Source organism: Bradyrhizobium sp. USDA 4501, from assembly GCF_054062115.1.
Map to the genome: position 1 here is coordinate 5607021 of NZ_JBSSEX010000001.1, position 23593 is coordinate 5630613.

Annotated in this window: 19 protein-coding genes; 11 read left to right on the forward strand and 8 right to left on the reverse strand. The window is 62.2% G+C overall.

Annotated elements, in window-relative coordinates; translation table 11 throughout:
* Nucleotides 1–6: 6 nt before the first annotated feature.
* A complete protein-coding gene (locus tag ACVWZM_RS25675) occupies nt 7–1179 on the reverse strand; it encodes a protein rep (protein ID WP_456855256.1) in 1173 nt (390 codons plus the stop codon).
* 415 nt (nt 1180–1594) lie between these two features.
* On the opposite strand from ACVWZM_RS25675, the gene ACVWZM_RS25680 reads away from it, so the two are divergent.
* The gene (locus tag ACVWZM_RS25680) at nt 1595–3688 is read left to right on the forward strand and encodes a DUF3825 domain-containing protein (RefSeq protein WP_456855257.1); all 2094 of its coding nucleotides are present in this window, start codon (nt 1595–1597) and stop codon (nt 3686–3688) included.
* Nucleotides 3689–3709: 21 nt separating this feature from the next.
* On the opposite strand, the gene ACVWZM_RS25685 is transcribed toward ACVWZM_RS25680, so the two are convergent.
* The gene (locus ACVWZM_RS25685; protein ID WP_456855258.1) at nt 3710–4036 is read right to left on the reverse strand and encodes a hypothetical protein; all 327 of its coding nucleotides are present in this window, start codon (nt 4034–4036) and stop codon (nt 3710–3712) included.
* 368 nt (nt 4037–4404) lie between these two features.
* Here ACVWZM_RS25685 and ACVWZM_RS25690 point away from each other — a divergent pair, with 368 nt between their 5' ends.
* Nucleotides 4405–6264, forward strand: coding sequence for an ATP-binding protein (locus tag ACVWZM_RS25690; protein WP_456855259.1), 1860 nt, complete (start codon nt 4405–4407; stop codon nt 6262–6264).
* Nucleotides 6265–6492: 228 nt separating this feature from the next.
* A complete protein-coding gene (locus tag ACVWZM_RS25695) occupies nt 6493–6927 on the forward strand; it encodes a hypothetical protein (protein WP_456855260.1) in 435 nt (144 codons plus the stop codon).
* A 295-nt stretch (nt 6928–7222) separates the two neighbouring features.
* On the opposite strand, the gene ACVWZM_RS25700 is transcribed toward ACVWZM_RS25695, so the two are convergent.
* Nucleotides 7223–7825: a hypothetical protein gene (locus ACVWZM_RS25700; RefSeq protein ID WP_456855261.1), complete on the reverse strand. Its 603-nt coding sequence runs from the start codon at nt 7823–7825 to the stop codon at nt 7223–7225.
* Between the two features lie 6 nt (nt 7826–7831).
* Between ACVWZM_RS25700 and ACVWZM_RS25705 the strand changes: the two genes are divergently transcribed.
* The gene (locus ACVWZM_RS25705) at nt 7832–8701 is read left to right on the forward strand and encodes a hypothetical protein (protein ID WP_076828113.1); all 870 of its coding nucleotides are present in this window, start codon (nt 7832–7834) and stop codon (nt 8699–8701) included.
* A 161-nt stretch (nt 8702–8862) separates the two neighbouring features.
* Here the strand turns inward: ACVWZM_RS25705 and ACVWZM_RS25710 are convergent, their stop codons facing one another.
* A complete protein-coding gene (locus ACVWZM_RS25710; protein WP_456855262.1) occupies nt 8863–10377 on the reverse strand; it encodes a helicase HerA domain-containing protein in 1515 nt (504 codons plus the stop codon).
* A gap of 762 nt (nt 10378–11139) precedes the next feature.
* Here ACVWZM_RS25710 and ACVWZM_RS25715 point away from each other — a divergent pair.
* Complete coding sequence (locus tag ACVWZM_RS25715) at nt 11140–12429, forward strand: MFS transporter (RefSeq protein ID WP_057018169.1); 1290 nt, start codon at nt 11140–11142, stop codon at nt 12427–12429.
* 46 nt (nt 12430–12475) lie between these two features.
* Here the strand turns inward: ACVWZM_RS25715 and ACVWZM_RS25720 are convergent, their stop codons facing one another.
* The 3 genes from ACVWZM_RS25720 to ACVWZM_RS25730 all read right to left on the reverse strand — a co-directional run bounded on the left by ACVWZM_RS25720 (nt 12476) and on the right by ACVWZM_RS25730 (nt 15893).
* Nucleotides 12476–13666 carry an OpgC domain-containing protein gene (locus ACVWZM_RS25720; protein ID WP_057018168.1) on the reverse strand — a complete coding sequence of 397 codons (1191 nt, stop codon included), beginning with the start codon at nt 13664–13666 and terminating at the stop codon, nt 12476–12478.
* Between the two features lie 283 nt (nt 13667–13949).
* A complete protein-coding gene (locus ACVWZM_RS25725; RefSeq protein WP_076828126.1) occupies nt 13950–14564 on the reverse strand; it encodes a TetR/AcrR family transcriptional regulator in 615 nt (204 codons plus the stop codon).
* Nucleotides 14565–14720: 156 nt separating this feature from the next.
* On the reverse strand, nt 14721–15893 hold the full coding sequence (locus ACVWZM_RS25730; protein WP_456855263.1) for an acyl-CoA dehydrogenase family protein: 1173 nt from the start codon (nt 15891–15893) through the stop codon (nt 14721–14723).
* 33 nt (nt 15894–15926) lie between these two features.
* On the opposite strand from ACVWZM_RS25730, the gene ACVWZM_RS25735 reads away from it, so the two are divergent.
* Both ACVWZM_RS25735 and ACVWZM_RS25740 read left to right on the forward strand, forming a co-directional pair.
* Nucleotides 15927–16400 carry an AMP-binding protein gene (locus tag ACVWZM_RS25735; RefSeq protein ID WP_456855264.1) on the forward strand — a complete coding sequence of 158 codons (474 nt, stop codon included), beginning with the start codon at nt 15927–15929 and terminating at the stop codon, nt 16398–16400.
* Between the two features lie 112 nt (nt 16401–16512).
* Nucleotides 16513–17607 carry an asparaginase gene (locus ACVWZM_RS25740; protein ID WP_456855265.1) on the forward strand — a complete coding sequence of 365 codons (1095 nt, stop codon included), beginning with the start codon at nt 16513–16515 and terminating at the stop codon, nt 17605–17607.
* On the opposite strand, the gene ACVWZM_RS25745 is transcribed toward ACVWZM_RS25740, so the two are convergent.
* Nucleotides 17567–18118, reverse strand: coding sequence for a sigma factor-like helix-turn-helix DNA-binding protein (locus ACVWZM_RS25745; protein WP_456855266.1), 552 nt, complete (start codon nt 18116–18118; stop codon nt 17567–17569). The two genes, ACVWZM_RS25740 and ACVWZM_RS25745, sit on opposite strands and share 41 nt — an antisense overlap.
* A gap of 184 nt (nt 18119–18302) precedes the next feature.
* On the opposite strand from ACVWZM_RS25745, the gene ACVWZM_RS25750 reads away from it, so the two are divergent.
* From ACVWZM_RS25750 to zigA, 4 genes are all read left to right on the forward strand, one after another.
* Nucleotides 18303–19283 carry an AraC family transcriptional regulator gene (locus tag ACVWZM_RS25750; RefSeq protein WP_456855267.1) on the forward strand — a complete coding sequence of 327 codons (981 nt, stop codon included), beginning with the start codon at nt 18303–18305 and terminating at the stop codon, nt 19281–19283.
* 60 nt (nt 19284–19343) lie between these two features.
* Nucleotides 19344–20150, forward strand: coding sequence for an MBL fold metallo-hydrolase (locus ACVWZM_RS25755; protein ID WP_168858395.1), 807 nt, complete (start codon nt 19344–19346; stop codon nt 20148–20150).
* Between the two features lie 91 nt (nt 20151–20241).
* Nucleotides 20242–22104 carry a molecular chaperone HtpG gene (gene htpG / locus ACVWZM_RS25760; protein WP_456855268.1) on the forward strand — a complete coding sequence of 621 codons (1863 nt, stop codon included), beginning with the start codon at nt 20242–20244 and terminating at the stop codon, nt 22102–22104.
* Between the two features lie 261 nt (nt 22105–22365).
* Nucleotides 22366–23571: a zinc metallochaperone GTPase ZigA gene (gene zigA, locus ACVWZM_RS25765; protein WP_456855269.1), complete on the forward strand. Its 1206-nt coding sequence runs from the start codon at nt 22366–22368 to the stop codon at nt 23569–23571.
* The last annotated feature ends 22 nt before the right edge of the window (nt 23572–23593 follow it).

The following is a 23593-nucleotide window of genomic DNA, read 5'->3' on the forward strand; positions in this document are numbered from 1 at the left end:
GAGCGCTTACGGTCCCATGGCGAATCCTCCCTCGCTTGTGGGTCGCTCGAAGGAGCGACTTACGAAAAAGAAGTCACCTCGGCCGCGCACAACGCGCCAGGCGTAGAGGTCCGAACAGATGAAGTCGCCGAGTTCCGCTTCGTGAGCTTTAGTCTCGGCATCTGGATCGTCGGTGAAATCGAGGTCGAGATTGCCCTTGAGGTTGGCGGAGGTCTCGACTAGGCGACGGTCTTTCAGCGCCTGGATAATCGCGCGCAACGGCACGTTGGTCATCCAACGCACGCCTTTGCCGTCATTCGGGTCGAACAGCTCGCGTACGGTGGCGCCGACAATGGCGGGCTTGCCGCCCTTCTTGGCGTAAATAATCGTGCTGGGCTTGAAACAGTACTTAAGGGATTCCTGCAGGGACTTGCGACCCGTTACGGTGAGCGGCGCGAATCCGCCACGCATCTTTTCGATGCGCACCATCGGGTCGTAGTCGGCGCGAAGGCTGGCTTTCCAGGCGGCACGCAACTGCTCGAAGGAGAGATACTCCTTGCTTCCCGGTTTGTAGTTGGGACCGACGATGAATATGCAGTGCAGATGGACCATGAAGTGGCCCGTCTGCGGATTGCGGCTGATTTCGAGCGAGCGGAGCCACGCAAGGAAGGCTCGCCGAACCGCAACCCTGCGCATCAACTTTCGGAAAGCTTCGAGGATCTGGTTGACCGCAACCCACAGGTCATAGGCGGGGACCGCCCGTGTGGTCAGGGTAGCCATGAGGGGACGACTGTCGGGACGCTTCGAGATGAAGCGCTCGATCGCGGCGCCTTTCTCGTCGACCAGCTTTGCGGCACGGCGCCGTTGCGCCGTGGGGCAGACCAAGTGGTTGCACTCGTTCATGGCGCGGAAAACGCTGCCGCGCTCATAGCGATCGACGATCACGTAACAGCCGCATCGGCGCATCGCGTGCGCGGCGTCAATCTCCCCGATCTCCTCAAGGGCGTCGGCGAGCGGCCCGACCTTAAGGCATTGATATTGGCTCAGACGCTTGTTGCCGAGGCGTTTGCCGTAGTTGTCGAATTCGCCAAGCTCGGGAAGTGACCAGTCCCATTCATGAGACCAGCCAGCATCGCTCGGCGCGCGCCTATGATCAATCAGTGCTTCAAGATCGTCGAAATGACGAGCTTCCGCGAACACACCCCACCTGCCTTCTGTCCACGATGCCCGTGGCCAGGAAAAACAGAGCGACCGCGCTCAGGGGTCCGCGGACTAGACAGGCCTGTGTGTAAGGAGAGAATGGCCAGACGGGCCAGCTATCCCTGCTATTGCAGGCCAACGAGTTTCCAGAGACTTTGAGTGTCCGGCAAAGACACCCGAAATCATGAAAGTGCGGCAAACACCTTCAATGCACAAAGATTAGCGTTTCTTTGCGCGAAAGCAACTGGATTTTCGCGTGTCCCGTTGAGGTTGAAAAAATAGTCCACCGGGGGCAAAAAGGTGGCGGCGTCATGTTTGCCGCATAACGCCGCCTACGACTTGACCCAGTCGCCGGGCTCGCCGCCCCTGGTGGCGCGTTGGTCGCCTGGGCGGGGGAGTTAAGAACAGGAGCACCATGGACGTGGTGTATCAGGCGAGTCAACGACTAGCTGAGTCCGTTATTTCCAAAACCCGTGGTGCCCTGATGACTAAATGGGAAGTTCTTGAGGGGGACAATTCGTGGTCGGAGCCGCTCGACGCCGAAGAAATTAATAATCGTATCCGACAAGGGACAATCCGCTTGTCGGACGAAGCGAGGTGGGTCGGTGCCAATTTTTCGGCACCCGTTGGTCGATTTAGCGGTATTGGTGATTTCCTATATGACGCAGCCTTCGCGCGTCATCACGTCGCCCTAGAGGGCTTTGACGGAAGCCTTCGGCTTCTACAATTTGAACATGAGCTAGCTAGACGAGCTAAGGCGGCTAAGTTTGCTGCTCCGCAAGAAGAAGCGGCTTTTCCGCATAATAGCCACGCAGAATCTCGTACGGTTGACGAGCCCTCGATGCGTGCTGAAGAGCTCGACGAAGTAAATAGAGACCTCATACCCCCGGAGACAAAGTCGGTGCCAGAAGACCAGCCAACAAGCCGGAACCTCGATGGATCGTTGACCGGCGGTTTGCTCCATCAAGGTTCCGGATTGACACCCGACGATGAAGCGCTCGCAGAACAGTTTCAGGAACTTCTATCCAGGCAATTAGAAGCGCGCAAAACTACACTCCTACCTAACGAAATGCAGGAAGTCGGGCCTCAGCTAGCCGACAGCCACGATCGAGAGCCGGGGACGCCCTTTGAGAGGCAGTTAATCGAGGCGCAAGGGACGCTTCCATCTGAGGCTCCTACGGACGATCACCAGGGCACTTCGGTTGAAGATAGCAAGCCCTTATCAAAGCCAATGCGAACAGATTCAGCCGCAAAGCCGACGGATACTAACGAGTCCGCGATTGAAATGACCCAATGGGGACGGGTTCAAAAATACGACACCAAGAAGAAAAAGGGCGAGGTCAACGTCGATGGAAAAATGTTCTCGTTTGCACTCGAGGACGTAGCAAGGCTTACGTCGCCTAGCCGGGTGCTCGGTTCCTATGCGCGCGTGCGTTTCGCGCAAACGCCCCGTGGCTTTGAGCTCATCTCCCTTGATGTGCAGCCGGAGCATGATCCGGAAAAGGAGGGTATCCGCCAAAAGATTGCGGGCTATAGACTCGAACTCGAAATATTGGAAAGAAAGCGGCAGGGTTCCCATGGCACCCTTCTTACCAAGTGGGCTGAAATCAACATCAGAGATGCAGCGAGAGATCTCGCTGAAATAGCCAGTCGCCGAGACGAGTCTTGGTCATTCAAGGGACGTCGCCCGCATGGGATCGCTGAGAACTATCTGCGCTACACTTTTTATCGGCTGGTCTATGAAGACAAGATCGCTTTCTCTGAAGACCTCGCTTGCTTCAATACCGGGCTGTCCGACAAGTGGAATCGACCGATCTACGCGCTCTTTCAGAGATACAAAGGGAAGCGCCGTCCGCAATACCGCTTCTTAGAGTTTTGCATTCAAGGAGAGGGGCGCCGCACCTTCAACTTTATTCACGATTTTCCGGTTCCTCCACCTCCGGCGCAATATGTTCGGGAGCTGCATCACACATTCTTCGACGGCAACGCCGAAATAATTATTCAAGAAGAGCATGTAATCGACGACGGCATAGAGGCAGGGAGATATCCCTTGAAGTTTCTTGAGCGTCATATGCCCAATTCTATGATAGGAAGAGGTGTTCCGAACAACAGGGACGAGGCATGGCTGAAAGCGTACGTTCACGCAATAAATAATGACGAAGGAGGACAGAAGAAACGCGATATCCTTGCCGTAATCAATCACGCCAAAGATCGCGCGCGAGCCCGCGTCATCCAGAATTTCAAGACGGCTATTCCCTGCTACTATCCAGATCTCGATACAATCAGTCTCCTGCTTCCGCTGTGTCTCCTCGACGACCATACGACCGATGTCGCACTCGTTCTTCGCTACATTAATAAATCGGCCTCTTATGGGATCACGGTCTATTCGCGCGAGCTGGCGTATATCAACGCGAGGCTTGTGAGCCGACCAATGAGCGAATGGCTGAACCCGGATATCGAGCCCAGTGATGCAGGGGAAAGGGATCTCGATGTTGGTACAGAAACATAGTCAACGAAAAAGGGCGCGCTCTTAGCGCGCCCGATTTTCTTGACCGATCTGCAAATCGTAAATGACAATCATCCGGTCATGCAGTCCGGGTATATTGCGATCACAGATATAGTCCAGAGCATCTTTCTTGTAGGCGTCGACGATTGTCACGTCTACCTGTAGGTCGACAAGACGAGCAGCGACCTCGTACTCCTCGAAGACTATCGCCTCGATAAGCGCAGTCCGTCCCATGGCGTCAGGAACGTTCAGATCATGGCCCGCCTTAAGCGACTCATTGATCGCTGCCAAAGCGCCTGCAGTATCGCGCTTGAGGATAGCCAAGGTGAGCACCGATGGGGAATTATCCATCAAGATGTGTCCTCTTGAGTTGGCCTTCCATCACGCCGGAAGGCGTGATCGGGTGGCCGTACCTCAGAGGAGGAAACGGAACGCGTGATGCATTCAGTATGGGCCGAATACCGCATTGTACAAGCGGGTCAGCCCAGAATCTTCATGTAAGCTGTTGGGATTCAATGAGATAATGATTGGCGGTCCCTGGAAAAGTCGCGGGATTGCGGCGTTGACGTGACATGGAGTGGCGCCGCCGAGGGGCCACAGACCTCGATCCAGGAAGTTGGCTTGTAACAATCTGCCGACGCCATCTCCTAAGGATCGAGAGCCAATGATGGCCTCGCCCGGTGTCGAACAGCCGACACCACAAAACATGGAGAGAGCAAATGTTGGATACCCCAGAAAGCAATCGCGATCAGGCCGAAAACGCTGCGGCGCCTAACTGGGCTACAGACGCCCCGCGTGGTGGCAAGACGGTGATGAACCGCATCTTGAAGGAGAATGCCACTGTCCCCCTGTTCTTCGCCCAAACGCTCATCGCGTCATTGCGCGACGTTGGCTACAACAACACCACTTCCGCGCTTTGCGAGCATGTGGACAATGCGATCGAGGCAGGCGCGAACGAAGTCCGTATCTATTTCCGCCAGAGAGGGACGAGAGGTAGCTACGAGATCGACGCGGCCGTTTACGACAACGGCCAAGGCATGTCTCCCAACGTCCTGAAGATGGCAACCGCTTTCGGCGGCTCCATGCGTTACGGAAATCGCGAGGGGATCGGCCGCTTTGGGATGGGGATGAAAACCGCCGCTCTGAGCATGAGCCCCGTGCTGGAGCTCTTTTCCTGGCAGGAAAAGGGAGCCTTCTACAAGATGACCCTTGACGTCGAGGACATCGGCAAGGATCGGGCTAACTCGGTCGAGCTGCCGGACCCGGTCTTCTCGACTGACCTGCCTTCGGACGTCGCCGGTCTTTTCACTGAAACCATGGTGTTTCCCGACAAGAACGAACAGAATTTTCTCGCGTTGCCCAGCGACGATCTGAACGAGGTTTTGGGCGCATCCGGCACAATCGTATTCCTTCCGAATTGCGATAGGCTCAGCTATGCGAAGGCTCAAACCTTGGTCGATCACGCCGTAAAGGAAATGGGCCGAGTTTATAGGCGGGTGCTGGCAAACGGCGTCGCCCTATTCGTGAACAATCGGAAAGTCGAAATCTTCGATCCGACCTACTGGATGCCCAACGCCCGCCACGCCCGCATTCCCGATCTGGTGACCACCCAGAGCCGCTTGATCGACACCAAGGAAGTTGACGTTCCGATCTCGGAGGCTTCCAAAGAAACCGCAAAGGTCACGGTGAAGTTGTATGCGTTGCCTTTTGAGTCCTGGCTCGGATTGTCCCGAAAGGTCCAGAAAAACGACTTGCGGGTATTCGACGGGATGACCGTTTCGATCGTCAGGAACGACCGCGAGGTCTATGCCGGCCCGATGCGTGAGATTGTGCCCAAGCATAGCGTCGCAAACTGGTATAGAGTCCAGATCGACTTCCCTGGTATCCTTGACGAGGCCTTCGGCGTCGCCGCCAACAAGCAGGGTGTGCGCCTCAAGGGGTACGTCGTCGAGGCGATCAATCGGAAAATCCGCGACGACGTCTCTGCTATCGCCGAAGAAATCAAGCGGTTCCAGAGCAAGCAGGCCGCGGCAAAGCTGGAGGCCGGGCGTAGCGAGGCGGAAAGCAAAGCCAGCGACACCGACGGCTTCCAGATGAAGCCGTTGAACGTGGAATCACTGTCGCCCGAGGAGGAAAAGCAGCGCGACGACAACTTGCGTGGCCTGGCTTTGACCCTCAAGCGTGACGGCGAAACCGACGAACAGGCGTTTGAACGCGTTAAGTCGTCGAAGTACCTGATTACGTTCAAGTACGACGAATACTGGCCGTTCTACCACGTCGAGAACCGGTTCGGCCGGGTGATTATGACGATCAACACCGCCCATCCGTTTTTCAGCAAACTCTACGAACCTCTGAAAAAGGCCAATGTGGTTTCCGCTGCGGAAGAACCCGGGGAGGCCGGCGAACCACCGACCAATGCGGAGGGGGTTGACGGCCTTGTGGTTGCCCTCGACCTGCTTCTGCTTTCCCTGGCCCGGACGCAAAGCGTGTTGTCTTACAACAACGAGGACGCGCGCAAGCTGCTGGATGGATTTCGGAAGGAATGGTCCGACTCCTATCGCGTCCAGATGACTGACTAAGGGGAAAATGTGCAGCGCGACACAACTTCGCGCTGCACAGCACTTTGAATTTTAGCAGAACCGTGTACGTTAGCGGCAATCGGCTCGTTTCTAGCGCGCCCAGGCTACCCTTCTGACCAGCACAGCGTCTCGGTTAGAGGTTACCTGGAAGAAGCTCGTCCCGGACGGACCGATTGTCGTCTCCCCGTAGGCCAACAGCGGCCTGCACAGAACAAGGAATGAGACCCAATGGCGGACCTTCCGCACCCCTGGGGCGTCTACGCCCGTCTTCAGAGCAATCTCAGCAATAACCATCAGGTTGGTGACCGTAGTTGGGGCACCGAGGCCGCCATGAACTTTGTTCTGGAATCGGCATCGGACGCTCCCTCTGACCAAGATGTCCGGCTCGTCGTCGCCACCAGCAGGCGCCGCGAACGTCATCGCATCGCTCGTCGTGAACCGTTGAGCGAGCATTTCGCGACCGCCCACCCTGATAAAGCCCTGGAAGCTCGCAGCGAACTTGCTGACATTCGTGGCCGGATCGGCAAAACCAATTGGGATCTGCTGTCCGCCGTTGCCGCAGGATCGAGCTACAAGGAGATTTCTGCGGCCATGGCGCTCCGTGAGGGCGTGGCTAGGGTGCGGGTAATCCGGTTGCGCGCGCAGCTGGCTGAAGCCGCATAGTGACAAAGGAGGCCGGTCACGCCTAGCCATATAGGTTCGCTAAAGACGCCGACAGGACTTCGCCACCAATCAAAGAACAGACCAATCGCTAAACCCTTATAGTTTCAACGAAATCACGATCGGCGCCAGTCTGTGGGGGCGTTTGTTGCGCGTCCCCGCAACCAAGTCCGGACCAACCGGTTCCGACAAAATGGCCCGCATTTCGCGGGCCATTTTGCTTTGGGAGGACAATCGGGCCTCGTGTCGTCGACCGATTGGGTGCAGATCACGGCGTTTCCGCAACGCGGGCCGCTCCCTAGACGATGAAATGGAATTCGTGCCACGCACTCCAGCTGATGCCATCGCTGGCGCGAACCCAGAGGTCGTCAGGCACGGTACCGCCCTGGAATGACGTGCTCGCAATTTGGGCCGCGCTGACGTTGATGGCGGTGCCGGTGGGCTGCGTATTCCCGCCAATGCTCCAGTGGCCGCTGCTTGCCGACGGCGTCGAATCCCAGAGTTGATATTGTGCGATACTGTCGCCGTCGGCATCCGAGACTGAAAACAGGGTTAAGGCGGCCACGCTCTGGTTGGCCGTCGCGTGGAAGTCGGACGCGGTCACCAACGGAGCGCTGTCAACCGGCGCGGTGACGTGAAACTCCTTCCACGCGCCCCAGGCAAAGCCGTCGTAAGCCCTCACCCAGAGATCGTCCGAACCCGAGCCGCTTTGAAAGCTTGTGCTCGAAAGCTGGGCTGCCGTGACATTGATGGCGGCATTGGTGCCTTGGGCGACTCCCCCGACCACCCAGTGCCCGCTGCTCGCATCCGCCGTCGAATCCCACACCTGATAGTTTGTGATGGTGTCGGCAACGATACGATCACCCAGTACGCCTTCTGGGACACCGGCGGGAACGGCCATTGGGTTGTGAACGGTGTCGCCCAGGCCGCCAACTCCGAGATCGATGTGAGCGCGGCCAACCTGTCACAGGTGAGCTACGTCTTCGGCCCCGGTGGCTCGCCATCGGATACGCTCTGGGTTAAGGCCAATGACGGCAGCATGTGGAGCGCCTGGAAGAGCTTCACGGCCACCGCAACGAACCAGGCGCCGACAGTCTCGGTCTCGAACGTGACGACAGTCTCGGGGCAGGTCTTCGCGGCTTCGAGCCTGGTCAGCGCGACGGACGCGGATGGCGATACCATCACGAAATATGCGTTGTGGGATTCCAACACGAACGGGCGTTGGAATGTCAACGGCGTGAACCAGTCTGCGAATACAGAGATCGACGTCACTTCGGCACAACTTGCCCAGACGACCTATCAGGCCGGTTCCGGCACCGACCAGCTCTGGATCCGGGCCTATGATGGCAGTGCGTGGGGTGTCTGGCAGCCTTTCAACGTAACGGGAGAGAGCCCCAGCACTGCCACCATCGCAGCGGGTACCACCCTGGAATTGACGGGGGCTTCGAACGCCGCCGTTACGTTCCTGGGCAGCACGGGGACGCTGAAGCTCGACAATTCCGCGAGCTTCACCGGAACTGTCGCCGGGATGTCCGGTTCGGACACGATCGATTTCGCGAATATCAATTTCGCGAACGTTCAAACGCCGACCTTCAGCGGAAACGCCTCGGGCGGAACGCTCACGGTGACGGACGGCACTGTCACCGCCAGCATTGCGCTGCTGGGCAACTACATGGCTTCCACATTCACGGCCTCGAGCGACGGCCATGGCGGTACCTCGGTTGTCGATCCGCCGGCGATGCAGGTCAGTCAGCTTGCGCAGCCGCAGCATGCGTAAGGGCTTGAGATAGGCGGCTGTGGAGGGCCTGTTGCGGGCCCTCCGCAACCAAGATCCCTCAACCGGCAAAGATGAAAAGGCCCGCCTCCTGGCGGGCCTTTTTCCAGTCTTGCAGCGCTTCCGCGATGCCGCTCAACACTTAACGCCTGCTCAGCACCTGATCACAGCGACGAGCCGTTACAGGCTGCTTCCGCCGCCTGGTCGTCCACATTCGGGTCGGCCGCGGCGGTGGCCCAGGCGAGCTCGACGAGGGTGACGATCCGCCGACCGGCACCGTCGAGCTGGCAGACGATCAGGCCTTGTTCCTCGATGTAGGTCAGAAGATGCCGGGCGCGGCGCAGCGAATGCGTGCCGTAGGCGCGGGCGATCGCGGCATCGCTCGGGCACGGCCAGCCCTCTTTCGCGGCGCGCGCGATCATCATGAAGACGCCCTGCATGTCCTCGGGCAGCAGGGCCGCACGCAGCGAGACGTCCTGCCAGGCGTCGTCGTCCGCGACATCGGCGCCGAGCCCGGCGCGGGCGCGCGTCAGCATCCGGCGGAAGTCGGTCAGCTCCGGCACCACGGCACCGAGACCCTCGATCCGGCAGCGGACCACGAACTCCTGATAGAGCACGCCGATGGCGCGAAAGCCTGCGTCGGGTTCGGCGAGGATGGCGCGCAGGATACGGTCCAGCCGTTCCCGCCGCTCGGCCAATTGCTCGGCGCTCGGCGGCGGCTCCGCAGCTTCGGGATCTGGCTCCGCTGCCGGCTGCTTGGCGGCCATCAACTGGCTGAGCAGGTCCGGCGACGGCGTCCGGCGTTGCGGCCGCGCCGCTTCCGGCGGCGGAGCGGCGAGGATGATCGCGCGCGCGTCCTCCAGTGCCGCTTCAGGCAGCGGCATCAACCGCGGCGCCGCATTGCGCGGCTGGGTGTCGGTCGGACCGATGCGCAAGCCCAGTGGACGGCGAGAGAGCGCAGGTCCCAGCGCCATGAATTGCCCGCGCTCGAGGTCGCGGAAGGCTTCCGCCTGCCGCCGTTCCATGCCGAGCAGGTCGGCGGCGCGCGCCATGTCGATATCGAGGAAGGTGCGGCCCATCAGGAAGTTCGACGCTTCGGCCGCGACATTCTTGGCGAGCTTCGCCAGCCGCTGGGTTGCGATGATCCCGGCAAGCCCGCGCTTGCGGCCGCGGCACATCAAATTGGTCATTGCACCGAGCGAAAGCTTGCGCGCCTCGTCAGACACCTCGCCCGCGACCGCCGGTGCGAACAGCTGCGCCTCGTCCACCACCACCAGCATCGGATACCAGTGATCGCGGGCGACGTCGAACAGCCCGCCGAGGAAGGCTGCGGCGCGCCGCATCTGGTTCTCCGCGTCGAGCCCTTCGAGATTGAGCACCGTGGAGACGCGATGGATGCGCACGCGCTCGCCGGCGACCTGCAGGCTTCGCTCGGTGTGGTCCTCGGCGTCGATGACGAGGTGGCCGAATCGTTCGGCCAGGGTGACGAAATCACCTTCGGGATCGATGATGGTCTGCTGCACCCAGGGGGCGCTCTGCTCCAGCAGCCGGCGCAGCAGATGGGATTTGCCGGAACCCGAGTTGCCCTGCACCAGCAGGCGTGTCGCCAATAGCTCCTCGAGGTCGATGGCCGCCGAAGTGCCGGCCGTCGTTTGTCCCATCTCGATCGCTACGGTCATGTCCCGACTCAAATTGCCCTTGCGGAGAGGCGGCTTAACAAGCTGATCGCGCCGCGTCGAGCGAACCGCACCATCATCCCCAGGCGCGGGGAGGGGGACGGTGTTGATGCTCGCCGGACGAGATGAAGATTGATCGAGCCACTACAACGTGTTTAGCTTGCATGTCTGATGTAGATTTTTTCGAACCAGTTCCTGTTCAGCTGCGCGATCCGGCCCGGTTCGGACCCGCTCTTATTTAAGCAGCCCGTCGAACTCTCAGCCCGTCGAACTCAATGTCTGAGTTCAACTACGACGCATTCATTTCCTACATTCTTCCCGATCCAAACGGGATTGATCCCAGCTTGCAAGGCTCGCGTTGTCGAAGGCATCCGCCAAAAATCGAAGGTTTCACGGATCTTATCCCCGCTCACGCGCGCATGTGGCGGAGCGATCCTGATGTCGGGAGCGAGATCGCGTAAATCTTTCCGGCGTCGGTATTGATCTTTGCCGTTATCGCGTTCGGGCAGGTCTCGGCGCCCCTCGGCGACGGGATCTGGGACCAGCCTCCTGGCTCGCACTTGCCGTGCCGCCGCTGGTCATCATCGCTTTCTACATTTTCCGGCGTTCCGTGCGTGCTTCGTAGAAGGAGCGGGCGTTCGCAGTGACGTCGATGTGATCGGCGTCGCTATTCTCATGCCGGATACCTCCGTCCCGTTTGCCGGTGGTGTCTCGGCGCGCAAACCTCGTCATAGTCCGCCGCACAAAAGAAACGTGCGAGGAAACATGACTGAGAGCATCGTTGATGCCGTAGCGCCGTCGGTCGCGGCGCCTGGCGCAGTGTCGCCGCGAAAAGTGTTTTGGGCGACCTGGTTCGGCTGGATGCTCGATGGCTTCGATTCGTCGATGTACGCCTACATCCTGGTCGGCGCGTTGAGCGAATTGCTGCCGGCCAGCGGCATTGAGCCGAGCAAGGCCAATATCGGCATCTATGGCGGGCTGTTGTTCTCGATCTTCATGCTGGGCTGGGCCTGCTCGATGGTCTGGGGCTGGGCCGCGGACCGTTACGGACGGGTCCGGATCATGTGCTGGACGGTGCTGGTCTACTCGCTGTTCACGGCGCTGTGCGGGCTTGCGACCGGTATCGTGATGTTCGCATTGTTTCGCTTTGTTGCCGGCTTCGGCATCGGCGGCGAATGGGCCGCGGGCACGCCGCTGCTGCAGGAATCCGTGCCGGAGAATACGCGGGTGCGGCTCGCCGGATGGCTGCACACGGCGACGCCGACCGGGCTATTCCTCGCCGCCGCCGTCACGCTTGCGATTGGCAGCACGCTGGGCTGGCGCGGCATGTTCCTGCTCGGCATTCTGCCCGCGCTGCTGATCGCGTATCTGCGCAGCAACATTCCCGAACCCGAGCGCAGGGCTGCGCACGAGCAGCCGTCGGTCGCGGCCTTGTTTGCCGGCGACCAGGCGCGCACCACCTGGGCCGCGGCGCTGATGATGGCCTGCATCATCTTCGGCCTTTGGTCGTCGAACTTCTGGGCCCCGACCGTGATCTCGACCAAGCTGGTCGCCGCGGGCGCGACGCCGGCGCACGCGCAGGAGATGGGCGCGGTGGCCGGCCTGATCACCAATGTCGGCACGCTGATCGGCTGCCTCCTTGTACCATGGCTAACTACCTGGCTCGGCAGCCGGCGCCGCACCGCGGTGCTGTTCTTCGTCGGCGGGCTGATCTCCGTCGTGGTCTCCTATGAGGTCGCGATCGAATGGCTCGACAGCCTGACGCTGTTCATGGTGCTGCTGCCGGTGCTCGGCTTCTTCACCAATGGTGTGTTCGGCCTGTTCACGATCTGGCTGCCGGAGATGTTTCCTTCGGCGCTGCGCGGCTCGGGCTCCGGCTTCGCCTTCAGCATGGGCCGCGTGCTCGGCGCCGCCGGCCCGACCCTGATCGGCGCGCTCGCCGCCCGCACCGGCAGCTTCCCGCTGGCGATTTCGATGCTGTCGCTGATCTATGTAGTCGGCCTGCCGCTGATCGCCCTGGCGCCGGAGACGGCCGGCAAGCCGCTGGCGAGATAGCAGGCTACTTTGCACGTTGCGCGCGGCTTCGGCCGCGCGCCGTCACTTACTCCGCCGGCTTCGCGGTCGCTGGCGTCTGCGCGGCCACGGGCGTCTGCGCAGCTACGGGTACCTTCGCGGGCGCCTTGTCGACCTTCTTCGACCAGGAGCGGTAATAGGCGAGTGCGGTCATCAGCACGATGCCAACAATGCTGACCGCGATTTGCATCCAGATGCTGCCGGAGACCTCGACCAGCAGCACATGCGCGATGACCGCGAGGAAAACGCCGGTGCAGAACACTTCGAGCGACTGCTGGCCGCATTTGATGATCGGCTGGAAGATCGGCCATTCATATCCGGGCCATTCGCGCGGCAGGAAGCGGGTGACGAAGAAGGCGAGGACGATGAAGTGCAGCACGCGATAAGGCGCAAGGTTGGTCTTGTCGTTCGGATTGAAGGCGTCATAGAGCCAGGCCGGCATCGCCTGTCCGAGCTCCGGGAAGCGGCCCGCCAAGGTCATGACCAGCGCGAACAGCAGATAGGCGCCGCCGAGCCAAAGGAAGGCGCGCGAGCGGATGAACGTGATCGATTCGCTCGCGCCGCCGAGCGCGAACCAGCCGCCGAACACGAACAGGAACTGCCAGCAGAACGGATTGAAATACCATGAGCCGGACGGATAGGCCGGCAGGTTCCAGCCGAATTGCCGCGCCGCGAGATAGAGCAGGAACGAGGCCAGCAGCGTCAGATTGAGCTTGCGCAGCATCGCCCACAGCACCAGCGGATAGCACAGCATCAGCGCTATATAGAGCGGCAGCACATCCATGTTGACCGGTTTGAACGCCAGGATCAGGCCCTGATAGAGCGTCTCGGCCGGATTGTGCATGAAGCCCGCGACGTTGAATTCGTCCTGCAGGTTCGGGTCGTGGTAGCGCTGGGAGAGATAGCCGATCTCGGCGATATAGATCACGAACAGCAGGACGTGGGCGACATAGATCTGCCAGGCGCGCTTGATCAGGCGGGTGGCGCCGATCACGGTGCCGCGCTCGAGCATCATGCGCGCATAGACGAAGGATGCGGTGTAGCCGGAGATGAACACGAACAGATCGGCCGCATCGCTGAAGCCGAAATTCTTCTGCGTGATCCAGTTCACCGCGTTGTTCGGGATGTGATCGAGATAGATCGCCCAGTTGGCGAAGCCGCGCAGCAGATCGAGGCGATAGTCGCGGCCACGCGGCGGCAGAACAGCCTTGACGTCCATCGGTACGCTCCCATCCCGAGTGCCCGCGTGTCCGGTCGCGGGTCGCCCACGACGTCATACTAGAACAGGATTTCGACGGTTGTGTATTGGTTTTCCGGAAACGGATCGCCGCCATAGCCGGCCAAACAGCGATGAATTTGGATCAAATCGTTCGCGCCGCGAACCACGCGGTGCGTAGGATGGGTAGAGCGAAGCGAAACCCATCGCTCCGTGTCGACCTGACGAATGATGGGTTTCGCTTCGCTCTACCCATTCTACGAGAGCCGGCCGCGCACCGGCGCGGCTAACGCTGCACAAACCCGTTATGCAGCGTGGTGAACAGCGCCTTGCCCTTCTTCACCAGATCGTATTTGCGGCCGTAAAGCAGCCAGACGGCGGTGAGGTGGCACATCCCGCCCATCATCAGCGACATCGCGGTGTAGGGATCGAGATTGCGGCGATAGGTGCCGGCGCGGCTCGCCTGCCTGATCAACTGCACATAGCGCAGCGCGTATCTGTCGACCGCCTTCTTGATCCGCGGTTCGGCGGCAAGCACGCTCGGCCAGATCTCGAGGAAGAACACCCGGCCCCAGCTCGGGTTGTCCTTGATGTACTGGAAGTTGGTGAGGAAGATGATGCGGAGCTGGTCGACGGGATCGCCACCCTTGACCAGCAGCGGCTCGGTCTTCTGATACAGCGCCTCGAAATTGCCTTCGGGCACATCGAGCACCAGCGCGCGCTTGTCCTCGAAATAATCATAGATGCTGGAGAGCGGTACTTTCGCCGCGGCGGCGACCTCGGTGAGCGAGGTTCCGTCGATGCCTTTTTCGCCAAACAGCTTGGTGGCCGCCGTGAGGATCTGCTCGCGCCGGTCGCGGCTGCGTTGCTGCTTGAGCTTGAGTGTCGTCCCCGAAGCCACGGTGGTCTCCAAGAGCGTTTTCGCGCGAAGTGGATACCGGTTCGCGCAAGGAAGACGCGTCAAAGCAGGAATCTCATCCCCGTAAAAAAAACAGTAAGGCAGCGGGATCGGAACACAAGTGCTATTGCGACGGGATACAGCGGTAAAGCCTGCGGGTCAGACCGGCGCGTTCCGCCGTTCATGTGTGCGGAACGCGTTGCGGGCAATGATCTGGCGCATGATCTCGGAGGTGCCGTCTAGAATGCGGACCACCCGCGTTTCCCGCCAGATGCGCTCGATCGGCAGGTCTCTTGAATAACCGGCACCGCCGAACAGCTGCATGGTCGTGTCGGCGACGCGCTGCACCATGTCGGCGCCGGTATATTTGGAGAGCGCTGCCGCGGCGGTGCGGGCGGCGGCATCGCCCTGGTCGTAACGCCAGGCTGCCTCATAGGCGACAAGCCGCGCGGCATGCAGCGAACTCGCCATGTCGGCGATCTGCCACTCGATGCCCTGATGGTCGCGCAGCTTGCGTCCGAACGTCTCGCGCTCCGAGACATGGTCGAGCGCGTAGTCCAGCAGCTGGCTCGCCGCGCCGACGCAATAGGCGCCCCAATGGGTGCGCCCGGCATCCAGGCACCGCATCGCGATGGCGAATCCTTCGCCCTCCTGTCCCAGCAGATTCTCGCGCGGAACACGGCAATCCTCGAAGATCACTTCGGCGTGCTCCGAGCCGCGTCCGGCAGCCATCTCGACCAGGCGGCCGATGGCAAGGCCCGGCGTCTTTGCGTCGACGACAAAGGCCGCGATGCCCTTGGCGCCGGCGGAGGGATCGAGCGTGGCGAACACCGTGAAGACGCCGGCCGCGGGCGCATTGGTGATATAGGTCTTGCGGCCGTCGAGCACGTAATGATCGCCGTCCCGCCGCGCTCGGGTCTGGATCCGGGCGGCATCGGATCCGGCATTCGGTTCGGTCAGCGCGAACGCGCCGATCACCCGTCCGCTGGCGAGCTCCGGCAGCCATCGGTCGCGAACCGCCGGCTGCGCGTAGAGCTCGATCGCCTTCGAGCCGATGTGAACGTTGACCCCGCTCAGATAGTAGAAGGCGGTGTGGGCCTTCGCGAGCTCCTCGATCGCGATGCAGCTGCCCAGCATCGTGAGGCCGAGGCCGCCGAATTGCTTCGGCGTGTTGGTGCCGAACAATCCCATCCTGCGCAGGCCGGCCATGGCGCTGTCCGGCACCTTGCCGGTCGCCTCGATCGCGGCATCGTGCGGCTGTAGCTCGCTGCGCACGAATTCACGCATCCGGCCTTGCAGAACGCGGAGGTCGTCGGGAAGCTCAAAATGCATCGCGGGCACCAAAAGTCGAATAATCTTCGAAAAATGTTGCGCCGCCTTCCGGCAGATGTCAAGGTTTTGCGGAAGTTCCGGAGAATACGGCATGCTCGCAGGCTTGATGCAGCAGGTCCCGCTCACCCTCAATCTGGTGAGGGACGTGTCGCGGATCTCTATCCGAACAAGACGGTGACGACGCGGTATTGCGACCGCGTCCATGTCATCAGCCATGCGGAGCTGCTCGGCCGCGCGGGCCAGCTCGCCAACTTCCTCGCCGAGATCGGCGTCGAGCGCGGCATGCGCGTTGCCACGCTGGCCTGGAACTCGCGCCGTCACCTCGAGCTTTATCTCGCCGTGCCCTGCATGGGCGCGGTGCTGCACACCATCAATGCGCGCCTGCACGCGCTTGATATCGCAAGACTGCTCGCCCACGCCGAGGATCGGGTGCTGTTCGTCGATCGTTCGATCTGGCGAACCGTCGGGACGGAGATCGAGCTGCGCAACACGTTTGAAGCTCACTAAACGCTTCAACCCATCTTCCGACCATCGCATCTTCCGCCGCAACTTTGTCCACTTGTTACGGGACAAAACCACGAGTTGTGGACTGGCGACCTGTCGCTTTGGGGAGAAGATCATGCCACGTTCGTTTCAATCCAATTATTCCGTTCGGCTCTTCCTCGGCCTCGCCGCCGCCCTCACGATCGGGCTTGCCTCGCCGGTATCAGCGCAACAGGCCTCCGGCACCGCGCTGGCCCGCGTGCTCGTGCTCGGTACCGGCGGCACCATCGCGGGGCAGGCCAGCGCACGCGCCGGCAACGCCTATGACTCAGGCAAGGTCAGCGCAGCCAACCTGGTCGCGGCGATCCCGGGCATCGACAAGCTCGCCCAGATGTCGGCCGAGCAGATTTCGTCGATCGGCTCGCAGGACATGAACGACAACGTGTGGTTCGACCTCGTCAAGCGCATCCGCGCGGCCATTGACGACAAGGAGGTCGACGGCGTCGTCATCACCCATGGCACCGACACGATGGAGGAGACCGCGTTCTTCCTGCAAAACGTACTCGACACCGACGTCCCGATCGTGCTGGTCGGATCGATGCGGCCCTCGACCGCGATCGGCGCCGACGGTCCGGCCAATCTCTACGAGGCGATGCGGGTCGCATCGGCCCCGGAATCCCGCGGCCGCGGCGTGCTCGTGGTGCTCAACGACACCATCCATGCCGCGCGCTGGGTGCAGAAGACCAACACCACCAGCGTCGAGACGTTCCGCTCGCCCGAAGTCGGCCCGGTCGGCTATGTCGACACCGGCTCGCTGCGCTTCCTGCAGCCGGCCGCACCCGTCAAGGCTGCCAGGTTGAAGCTGCCGGATGCGCCGCCCTTGCCGCGGGTCGACATCATCTATTCGCACGCCAACATGGACGCCGCTGAGGTCGAGGATGCGGTCAGGCGCGGCGCCAAGGGCATCGTGCTGGCCGGCGTCGGCGACGGCAATTCATCGAAGGGCGCGATCGATGCGCTGGCCGCCGCGGCGAAGCAGGGCGTCGTGGTGGTGCGTTCGACCCGGGTCGGCTCAGGCTTCGTCAACCGCAACGTCGAGGTCGAGGACGACAAGCTCGGCTTCGCGGTCTCGCTCGATCTCAACCCGCAGAAGGCGCGGGTATTGCTCGAGCTCCTGATCGCGAACGGCATCACCGAGCCGTCGGCGGTTCAACAGGCGTTCGCGCGGTAGACCACCGGTTTTGAGGCGCCGCCGGCTTCGCCTGCGCGGCCTTGTTCGCCGCGCGCCACGCTGGGAGCAGCAGGGCGCGCGCTTCCGCGATGCGCGACATCACGGTGGTGACGGGAATGCCGGTGACTTCGGCGATCTCCTTGTAGGAGAGATCGATCATCTCGCGCAGCGCGATGACCTCGCCGAGCGGGGCGGGCAGGTCATGGATGAGTTGCCGGATGGTCGGGGTGTCGCGCCGTTCCGGCGTTACATTGTTGCCGGAGGGTTTCCGGTCGAGTTTCTCTTGGCAGACGGCTTTGAGGATCGCGAGCAGCCACGGCCTGATGGCCGGGCCGCGAACGCCGTCGAACCGGCGCAGTGCGCGCAGATAGCATTCCTGCACGGCCAGTTCGGCGTCCGCCTCGGTCCGCATCAGGACCTGGGCGAACGCGTAGGCATCGTCGAGACACGGCAATGCCGCGTCGCGAAACTGCTGCGCCGTTTTATTCCCGGCTTTCGCACTTCGCATCATAGGGTTGCATCTCGTGAATAGCTTTACCGGCAATCGGCGCAGTGGTATCAGGCTCCGCGCCGGAGTCGTGGACCGTCGCGCCAAGCGTAGGGACAGGAACGACGTGCGCACACGACATGCGCGCGGCGGACAGCAAGCGATCGATCGTGTCAGCCCTGATCGATCGAGCGTCGGAGCGCGGATCATGTCCGAGACACAGGTGCCCAACCGGTTCTCGATTTTCCATCATGGGCTGGCCAAAGGGCCGGCCTATGAGGCATGGCGCGAAGGGATTTGCCGCGGCTTCTGCCGGCTCGACGTCGGACCGACCGACGACAACCGCATCGACTGCCACAACGAGTTTACGCTGCTGCATACGGTTGCCATCGCGACGCCGCGCGGCGGCTCGGCCCGCTTCGCTCGCACCCGCGCGCTTCTGAATGACGGCTGCGACGACCTCGTCCTGATCTCTGCGACGCGCGGCACGGTGCAGGTCACGCAGGCAGGCAAGGCGATCGAGCTTCAGCGCGGCCAGATGTGCCTCACCGAAATGAATATCGTCGGCACCGCCGACCTCACCCGGTCGGGCAGCTTTACGACGACGCGGTTTCCGCGGCGCCTGCTGCTCCAGGTCGCACCATTGGTGGAAACGCAGCTGGCGCGGGTACTCGGGCGCGAGCCGGCCCTGGGCGCGATGATCGAGCGCTATTCCGTGCTCTGCACCGAGCTTGCCGGCGATCTGGACGTGCCCGGCCAGCGGGCGGCGGCGCACCATCTCGCCGACCTGGCGGGTCTCGTTCTCGGCAGCAGCGCCGAGACAAAGCAGCTGTCGGCACGCGACGGCGTGGCGAAGGCGCGGCTCGATCTGATGAAGGCCGATGTTCTCAAAAATCTCGACAACGGTAAGCTCACGATCGAAGCCATAGCAAAGGCGAATGCGCTGAGCACCCGCCAGGCGCAGCGCCTGTTCGCGTCCGCAGGAACGACATTCTCGGAGTTCGTCCTCGAGCAGCGCCTGCTGCGGGCGCGCCGGCTACTGCTGCACGAAGAGGACGCCGGCCGCAAGGTCAGCGACATCGCCTATACGGTCGGCTTCAACGACTTGTCCTATTTCCATCGCGCGTTCCGCCGGAAGTTCGGCATAGCACCGGCGGAGATGCAGATGGAACTGGGGCGGCGGCATTGAACGCCTCCTGCCGCGGCGCTAGATCAGCAGACCAGCTTCATCGCAACGAGGGCGCTGCCAATGCCTCTGTGGACCTGCGAACAATGCGGCGCGCAATTTCCTGAGACCGCTGCGCCGCCGCCGGCTTGCCCGATCTGCGAGGACGAGCGGCAATATGTGAACTGGAAGGGGCAGGCGTGGCTGACGCGCGAGGAGCTCGCAGAGCGGCACAAACTGGTCTGTCGCGACGATCTTGGCCTCGTCGGGATCGCGCTCGAGCCGTCCTTTGCGATCGGGCAGCGCGCGCTGCTGGTGCCGGACCGCGGCGGCTGCGTGATGTGGGACTGCGTGCCGCTGGCAACCGCCGAGGCGATCGCCCATGTCAGATCGCTCGGCGGGCTGAAGGCGATTGCGATCTCGCATCCGCATTATTATGGCGCGGTCGCCGACTGGAGCGCGGCGTTCGACAATGCCCCGGTCTATCTGCACGGCGACGATGCACAATGGGTGACGCGGCCTTATCCGTCGATCGTGCCGTGGCAGGGGGACAGCCATCGCATCTCCGACGACATCCTGCTGGTGCGCGGCGGCGGGCATTTTGCCGGCGCCACCATGCTGCATTGGCGCAATGGCGCCGACGGGCGCGGCGCGCTTCTGACCGGGGATATCGCGATGGTGGCGATGGACCGCCGCTCGGTCAGCTTCATGTATTCCTACCCGAACTATATCCCGCTCAATGCATCAGCGGTCCGCCGCCTCGCGCGCGCGGTCGAGCCGCTGGCCTATGATCGGATCTATGGCGCCTGGTGGGGCAAGAACATCGCCTCCGACGCTAAGGCGGCGTTCGACCGCTCGGTGCAGCGCTATCTCGCGGCGATCTCGGACTGACGGTTCCGGCCGCTTTTGGCAACCTTGCCACGCGGCGCGATCGCGCTATATCAGGGCTTTCCCGCCCCTTACCGATTGTCCGAGTTTCCGCATGACCACAACTGCCGCTGCCGAATCCCAGCCATTCCAGGCCGAGGTTGCCGAATTGCTGCACCTGATGGTGCATTCGGTCTATTCCGAGACCGATATCTTCCTGCGCGAGTTGATCTCGAACGCGTCGGATGCCTGCGACAAGCTGCGCTACGGGGCGATCGCCAATCCGTCCCTGATCACGGACGGCACGCCGCCGGAGATCAGGATCGTCCCGAACAAGGCGGCCAACACGCTTGCCGTGGTTGATACCGGCATCGGCATGGAGCGCCAGGAGCTGATCGACAATCTCGGCACCATCGCGCGCTCCGGCACCAGATCGTTCCTGTCGAAGCTCACCGAGGCCAAGGACGGCGCCAACCTGATCGGCCAGTTCGGCGTCGGCTTCTATGCCGCCTTCATGGTCGCCGAAAAGATCGTCGTCACCAGCCGCCGCGCCGGCTCGGACGAGGTGTGGGTGTGGACGTCGGAAGGCGGCAGCGGCTTCGAGATCGCACCGGGGGGCGAAGAGGCCGCCCAGCGTGTCGCGCGCGGCACCGAGATCGTGCTGCATCTGAAGAAGGACGCCGCCAAGTATCTCGAGGCCTACGAGATCGAGCGCATCGTCCGCGAATATTCCGACAACATCCAGTTTCCGATCCTGCTGGTGCCGGAAGAGGGCGAGCCGCGCCAGATCAACTCGGCGAGCGCGCTGTGGCAGCGCTCGAAATCCGAGCTCAAGCCGGAGGATTACGCCCAGGCCTACAAGCAGATCGCCGGCGCGTTCGACGAGCCGGCGATGACGCTGCATTACCGTGCCGAGGGCCGGCAGTCCTACGCCGTGCTGCTGTTCGCGCCGTCGCAAAAGCCGTTCGACCTGTTCCAGGTCGAGCGCAAGGGTAAGGTCAAGCTCTACGTCCGCCGCGTCTTCATCGCCGACGATGCCGAGCTGCTGCCGGCTTACTTGCGCTTCATCCGGGGTGTGATCGACAGTGAGGACCTGCCGCTCAACATCTCGCGCGAGATGCTGCAGAACAATCCGCAGCTCGCGCAGATCCGCAAGGCCGTCACCGGCCGCGTGATCGGCGAGTTGGAGACGCTCGGCGAGAAGGAGCCGGAGACCTTCGCAAAGATCTGGAACGCGTTCGGCCCGGTGATCAAGGAAGGCCTGTGGGAGGATTTCGAGCGCCGCGACAAGCTGCTGGCACTGGCGCGCTTCACCACGACGTCGGGCGAGAACCGCTCGCTGAAGCAGGTTGTCGACGACTTCAAGCCGAACCAGACCGAGATCTATTATCTGGTCGGCGACAGCGTCGAGCGGCTGAAGTCGAACCCGAAGCTGGAATCGGCGCGCGCCCGCGGCATCGAGGTGCTGCTCCTGACCGATCCGGTCGATGCGTTCTGGACCTCGGCGCCGCTCGATTTCGGCGGCAAGCCGCTGAAGTCGCTGAGTCAGGGCGATGTCGATTTCGGCCTGATCCCGCTTGCCGATGACAAGGACGATAAGAAGGACGAACCCGCGGCCGACGCGGCGACCACGATCGCCGTGATCAAGGACGCGCTCGGCGAGCGCGTCTCCGACGTCCGCGCCTCGCAGCGGCTGACCGCGAGCGCGTCGTGCCTCGTCGCCGGCGGCGATGCGCGCGACCGCGCGCTGGAGCGGCTGCTCGCCCAGCAGAACCGCGGCGCGATCACAAAGCCGGTGCTCGAGATCAATTTGCGCCACCCGCTGGTCGCAGCGCTCGCGACCGATACCGCGCAGGCGAAGGACCTGTCGCTGCTGCTGTTCGAACAGGCGCAGATCCTCGACGGCGAGATGCCCGACGACCCCGCCGCGTTCGCTGGCCGCATGAACCAGCTTGTGCTGCGCGGATTGGGGAAGTAGAGCGCGAACTCTGAACCCGTCATCCTGAGCCCGTAGCCCGGATGGAGCGAAGCGCAATCCGGGACAGGTCCATCCGTGGATAGCGCGGCCCCGGATTTCGCTGCGCTCCATCCGGGCTACGCATTCCTAAAACTGGCAGGCTGACTGCGCCGCCCAGGCGCTTGACAGGCCTCGCCTCATTGATGTTATGTTATAACATAACATCAAGCGAATGCCCCATGTCCCGCCGCCGCCGATCCCTCCAGCAACTGTTTGATCTCGATGCAAAAACTCCCCGTCACCATCTTGTCCGGCTTCCTCGGGGCTGGAAAGACCACTTTGCTGAACCACGTCCTGAACAACCGCCGCGGTCTGAAGGTTGCGGTGATTGTGAACGACATGAGCGAGGTGAACATCGACGCCGACCTGGTTCGCGATGGCGGTGCGAACCTGTCCCGGACTGACGAAAAACTGGTCGAGATGAGCAATGGCTGCATCTGCTGCACCCTGCGCGACGATCTGCTGAAAGAGGTGCGCGCGCTCGCCGAGAGCGGCCGTTTCGATTATCTCCTGATCGAATCGACCGGCATTTCCGAGCCGCTGCCGGTCGCCGCGACTTTCGAGTTTCGCGATGAAGATGGCCAGAGCCTCTCCGACATCGCGCGGCTCGACACCATGGTCACGGTGGTCGATGCCACCAATCTCCTGAAGGACTACGCCTCGACCGATTTCCTCGCCCAGCGCGGCGAAGCGCTCGACGGCGACAAGCGCACGCTGGTCGATCTGCTGGTCGAGCAGATCGAGTTCGCCGATGTCGTGGTGCTGAACAAGATCGATGCCGCGACGCCTGCGCAGCGCGAGGCCGCCCGTACCATCGTGCGTGCGCTCAATCCCGAGGCCGACCTCGTCGAAGCGAATTTTGCGCAAGTCCCGTTCGACCGCGTGCTCGACACCGGCCGCTTTGCCTATGAGCGCGCGCAGCAGCATCCGCTCTGGCACAAGGAACTCTATGGCTTCGCCGGGCACGTGCCGGAGACCGAGGCGTACGGCATCAAAAGCTTCGTCTACCGCGCGCGGCGCCCGTTCGACCCGGTGCGCTTCCACGGCTTCCTGCGCGAGAGCTGGCAAGGCGTGATCCGCGCCAAGGGCCATTTCTGGATCGCGACGCGCCCGGATTGGTGCGGCGAGCTGAGCCAGGCCGGCGCCATCGTCCGCACCGAAGGGCTCGGTTCGTGGTGGGCCGCGATCCCGCGCGTGCGCTGGCCGGATGATCCGGACTGGCGGCTGATGATGCAGCGGAGCTGGAACGATCTCTACGGCGATCGCCGGCAGGAGCTGGTCTTCATCGGCTCCGGCATGAACGAGGACTACATCCGCCGCAGGCTCGATGCCTGCCTCGTCACCGGCAGACCGGGCATGGACCCGCAAGCCTGGGCCGGGCTGCGCGATCCGTTTCCGCCGTGGAGCAGGACAGGCGAGGCGGCGTGAGACAGTCACCGTAGCCCGGATG

What these genes read in the sequence shown, in the direction of transcription:
- ACVWZM_RS25680 (WP_456855257.1), top strand. Translation starts at nt 1,595, where the DNA reads ATGGACGTGGTGTATCAGGCGAGTCAACGACTAGCTGAGTCCGTTATT.
- ACVWZM_RS25685 (WP_456855258.1), bottom strand. Translation starts at nt 4,036, where the DNA reads ATGGATAATTCCCCATCGGTGCTCACCTTGGCTATCCTCAAGCGCGAT.
- ACVWZM_RS25690 (WP_456855259.1), top strand. Translation starts at nt 4,405, where the DNA reads ATGTTGGATACCCCAGAAAGCAATCGCGATCAGGCCGAAAACGCTGCG.
- ACVWZM_RS25695 (WP_456855260.1), top strand. Translation starts at nt 6,493, where the DNA reads ATGGCGGACCTTCCGCACCCCTGGGGCGTCTACGCCCGTCTTCAGAGC.
- ACVWZM_RS25700 (WP_456855261.1), bottom strand. Translation starts at nt 7,825, where the DNA reads ATGGCCGTTCCCGCCGGTGTCCCAGAAGGCGTACTGGGTGATCGTATC.
- ACVWZM_RS25710 (WP_456855262.1), bottom strand. Translation starts at nt 10,377, where the DNA reads ATGACCGTAGCGATCGAGATGGGACAAACGACGGCCGGCACTTCGGCG.
- ACVWZM_RS25715 (WP_057018169.1), top strand. Translation starts at nt 11,140, where the DNA reads ATGACTGAGAGCATCGTTGATGCCGTAGCGCCGTCGGTCGCGGCGCCT.
- ACVWZM_RS25720 (WP_057018168.1), bottom strand. Translation starts at nt 13,666, where the DNA reads ATGGACGTCAAGGCTGTTCTGCCGCCGCGTGGCCGCGACTATCGCCTC.
- ACVWZM_RS25730 (WP_456855263.1), bottom strand. Translation starts at nt 15,893, where the DNA reads ATGCATTTTGAGCTTCCCGACGACCTCCGCGTTCTGCAAGGCCGGATG.
- ACVWZM_RS25735 (WP_456855264.1), top strand. Translation starts at nt 15,927, where the DNA reads ATGTTGCGCCGCCTTCCGGCAGATGTCAAGGTTTTGCGGAAGTTCCGG.
- ACVWZM_RS25740 (WP_456855265.1), top strand. Translation starts at nt 16,513, where the DNA reads ATGCCACGTTCGTTTCAATCCAATTATTCCGTTCGGCTCTTCCTCGGC.
- ACVWZM_RS25745 (WP_456855266.1), bottom strand. Translation starts at nt 18,118, where the DNA reads ATGATGCGAAGTGCGAAAGCCGGGAATAAAACGGCGCAGCAGTTTCGC.
- ACVWZM_RS25750 (WP_456855267.1), top strand. Translation starts at nt 18,303, where the DNA reads ATGTCCGAGACACAGGTGCCCAACCGGTTCTCGATTTTCCATCATGGG.
- ACVWZM_RS25755 (WP_168858395.1), top strand. Translation starts at nt 19,344, where the DNA reads ATGCCTCTGTGGACCTGCGAACAATGCGGCGCGCAATTTCCTGAGACC.
- htpG (WP_456855268.1), top strand. Translation starts at nt 20,242, where the DNA reads ATGACCACAACTGCCGCTGCCGAATCCCAGCCATTCCAGGCCGAGGTT.
- zigA (WP_456855269.1), top strand. Translation starts at nt 22,366, where the DNA reads ATGCAAAAACTCCCCGTCACCATCTTGTCCGGCTTCCTCGGGGCTGGA.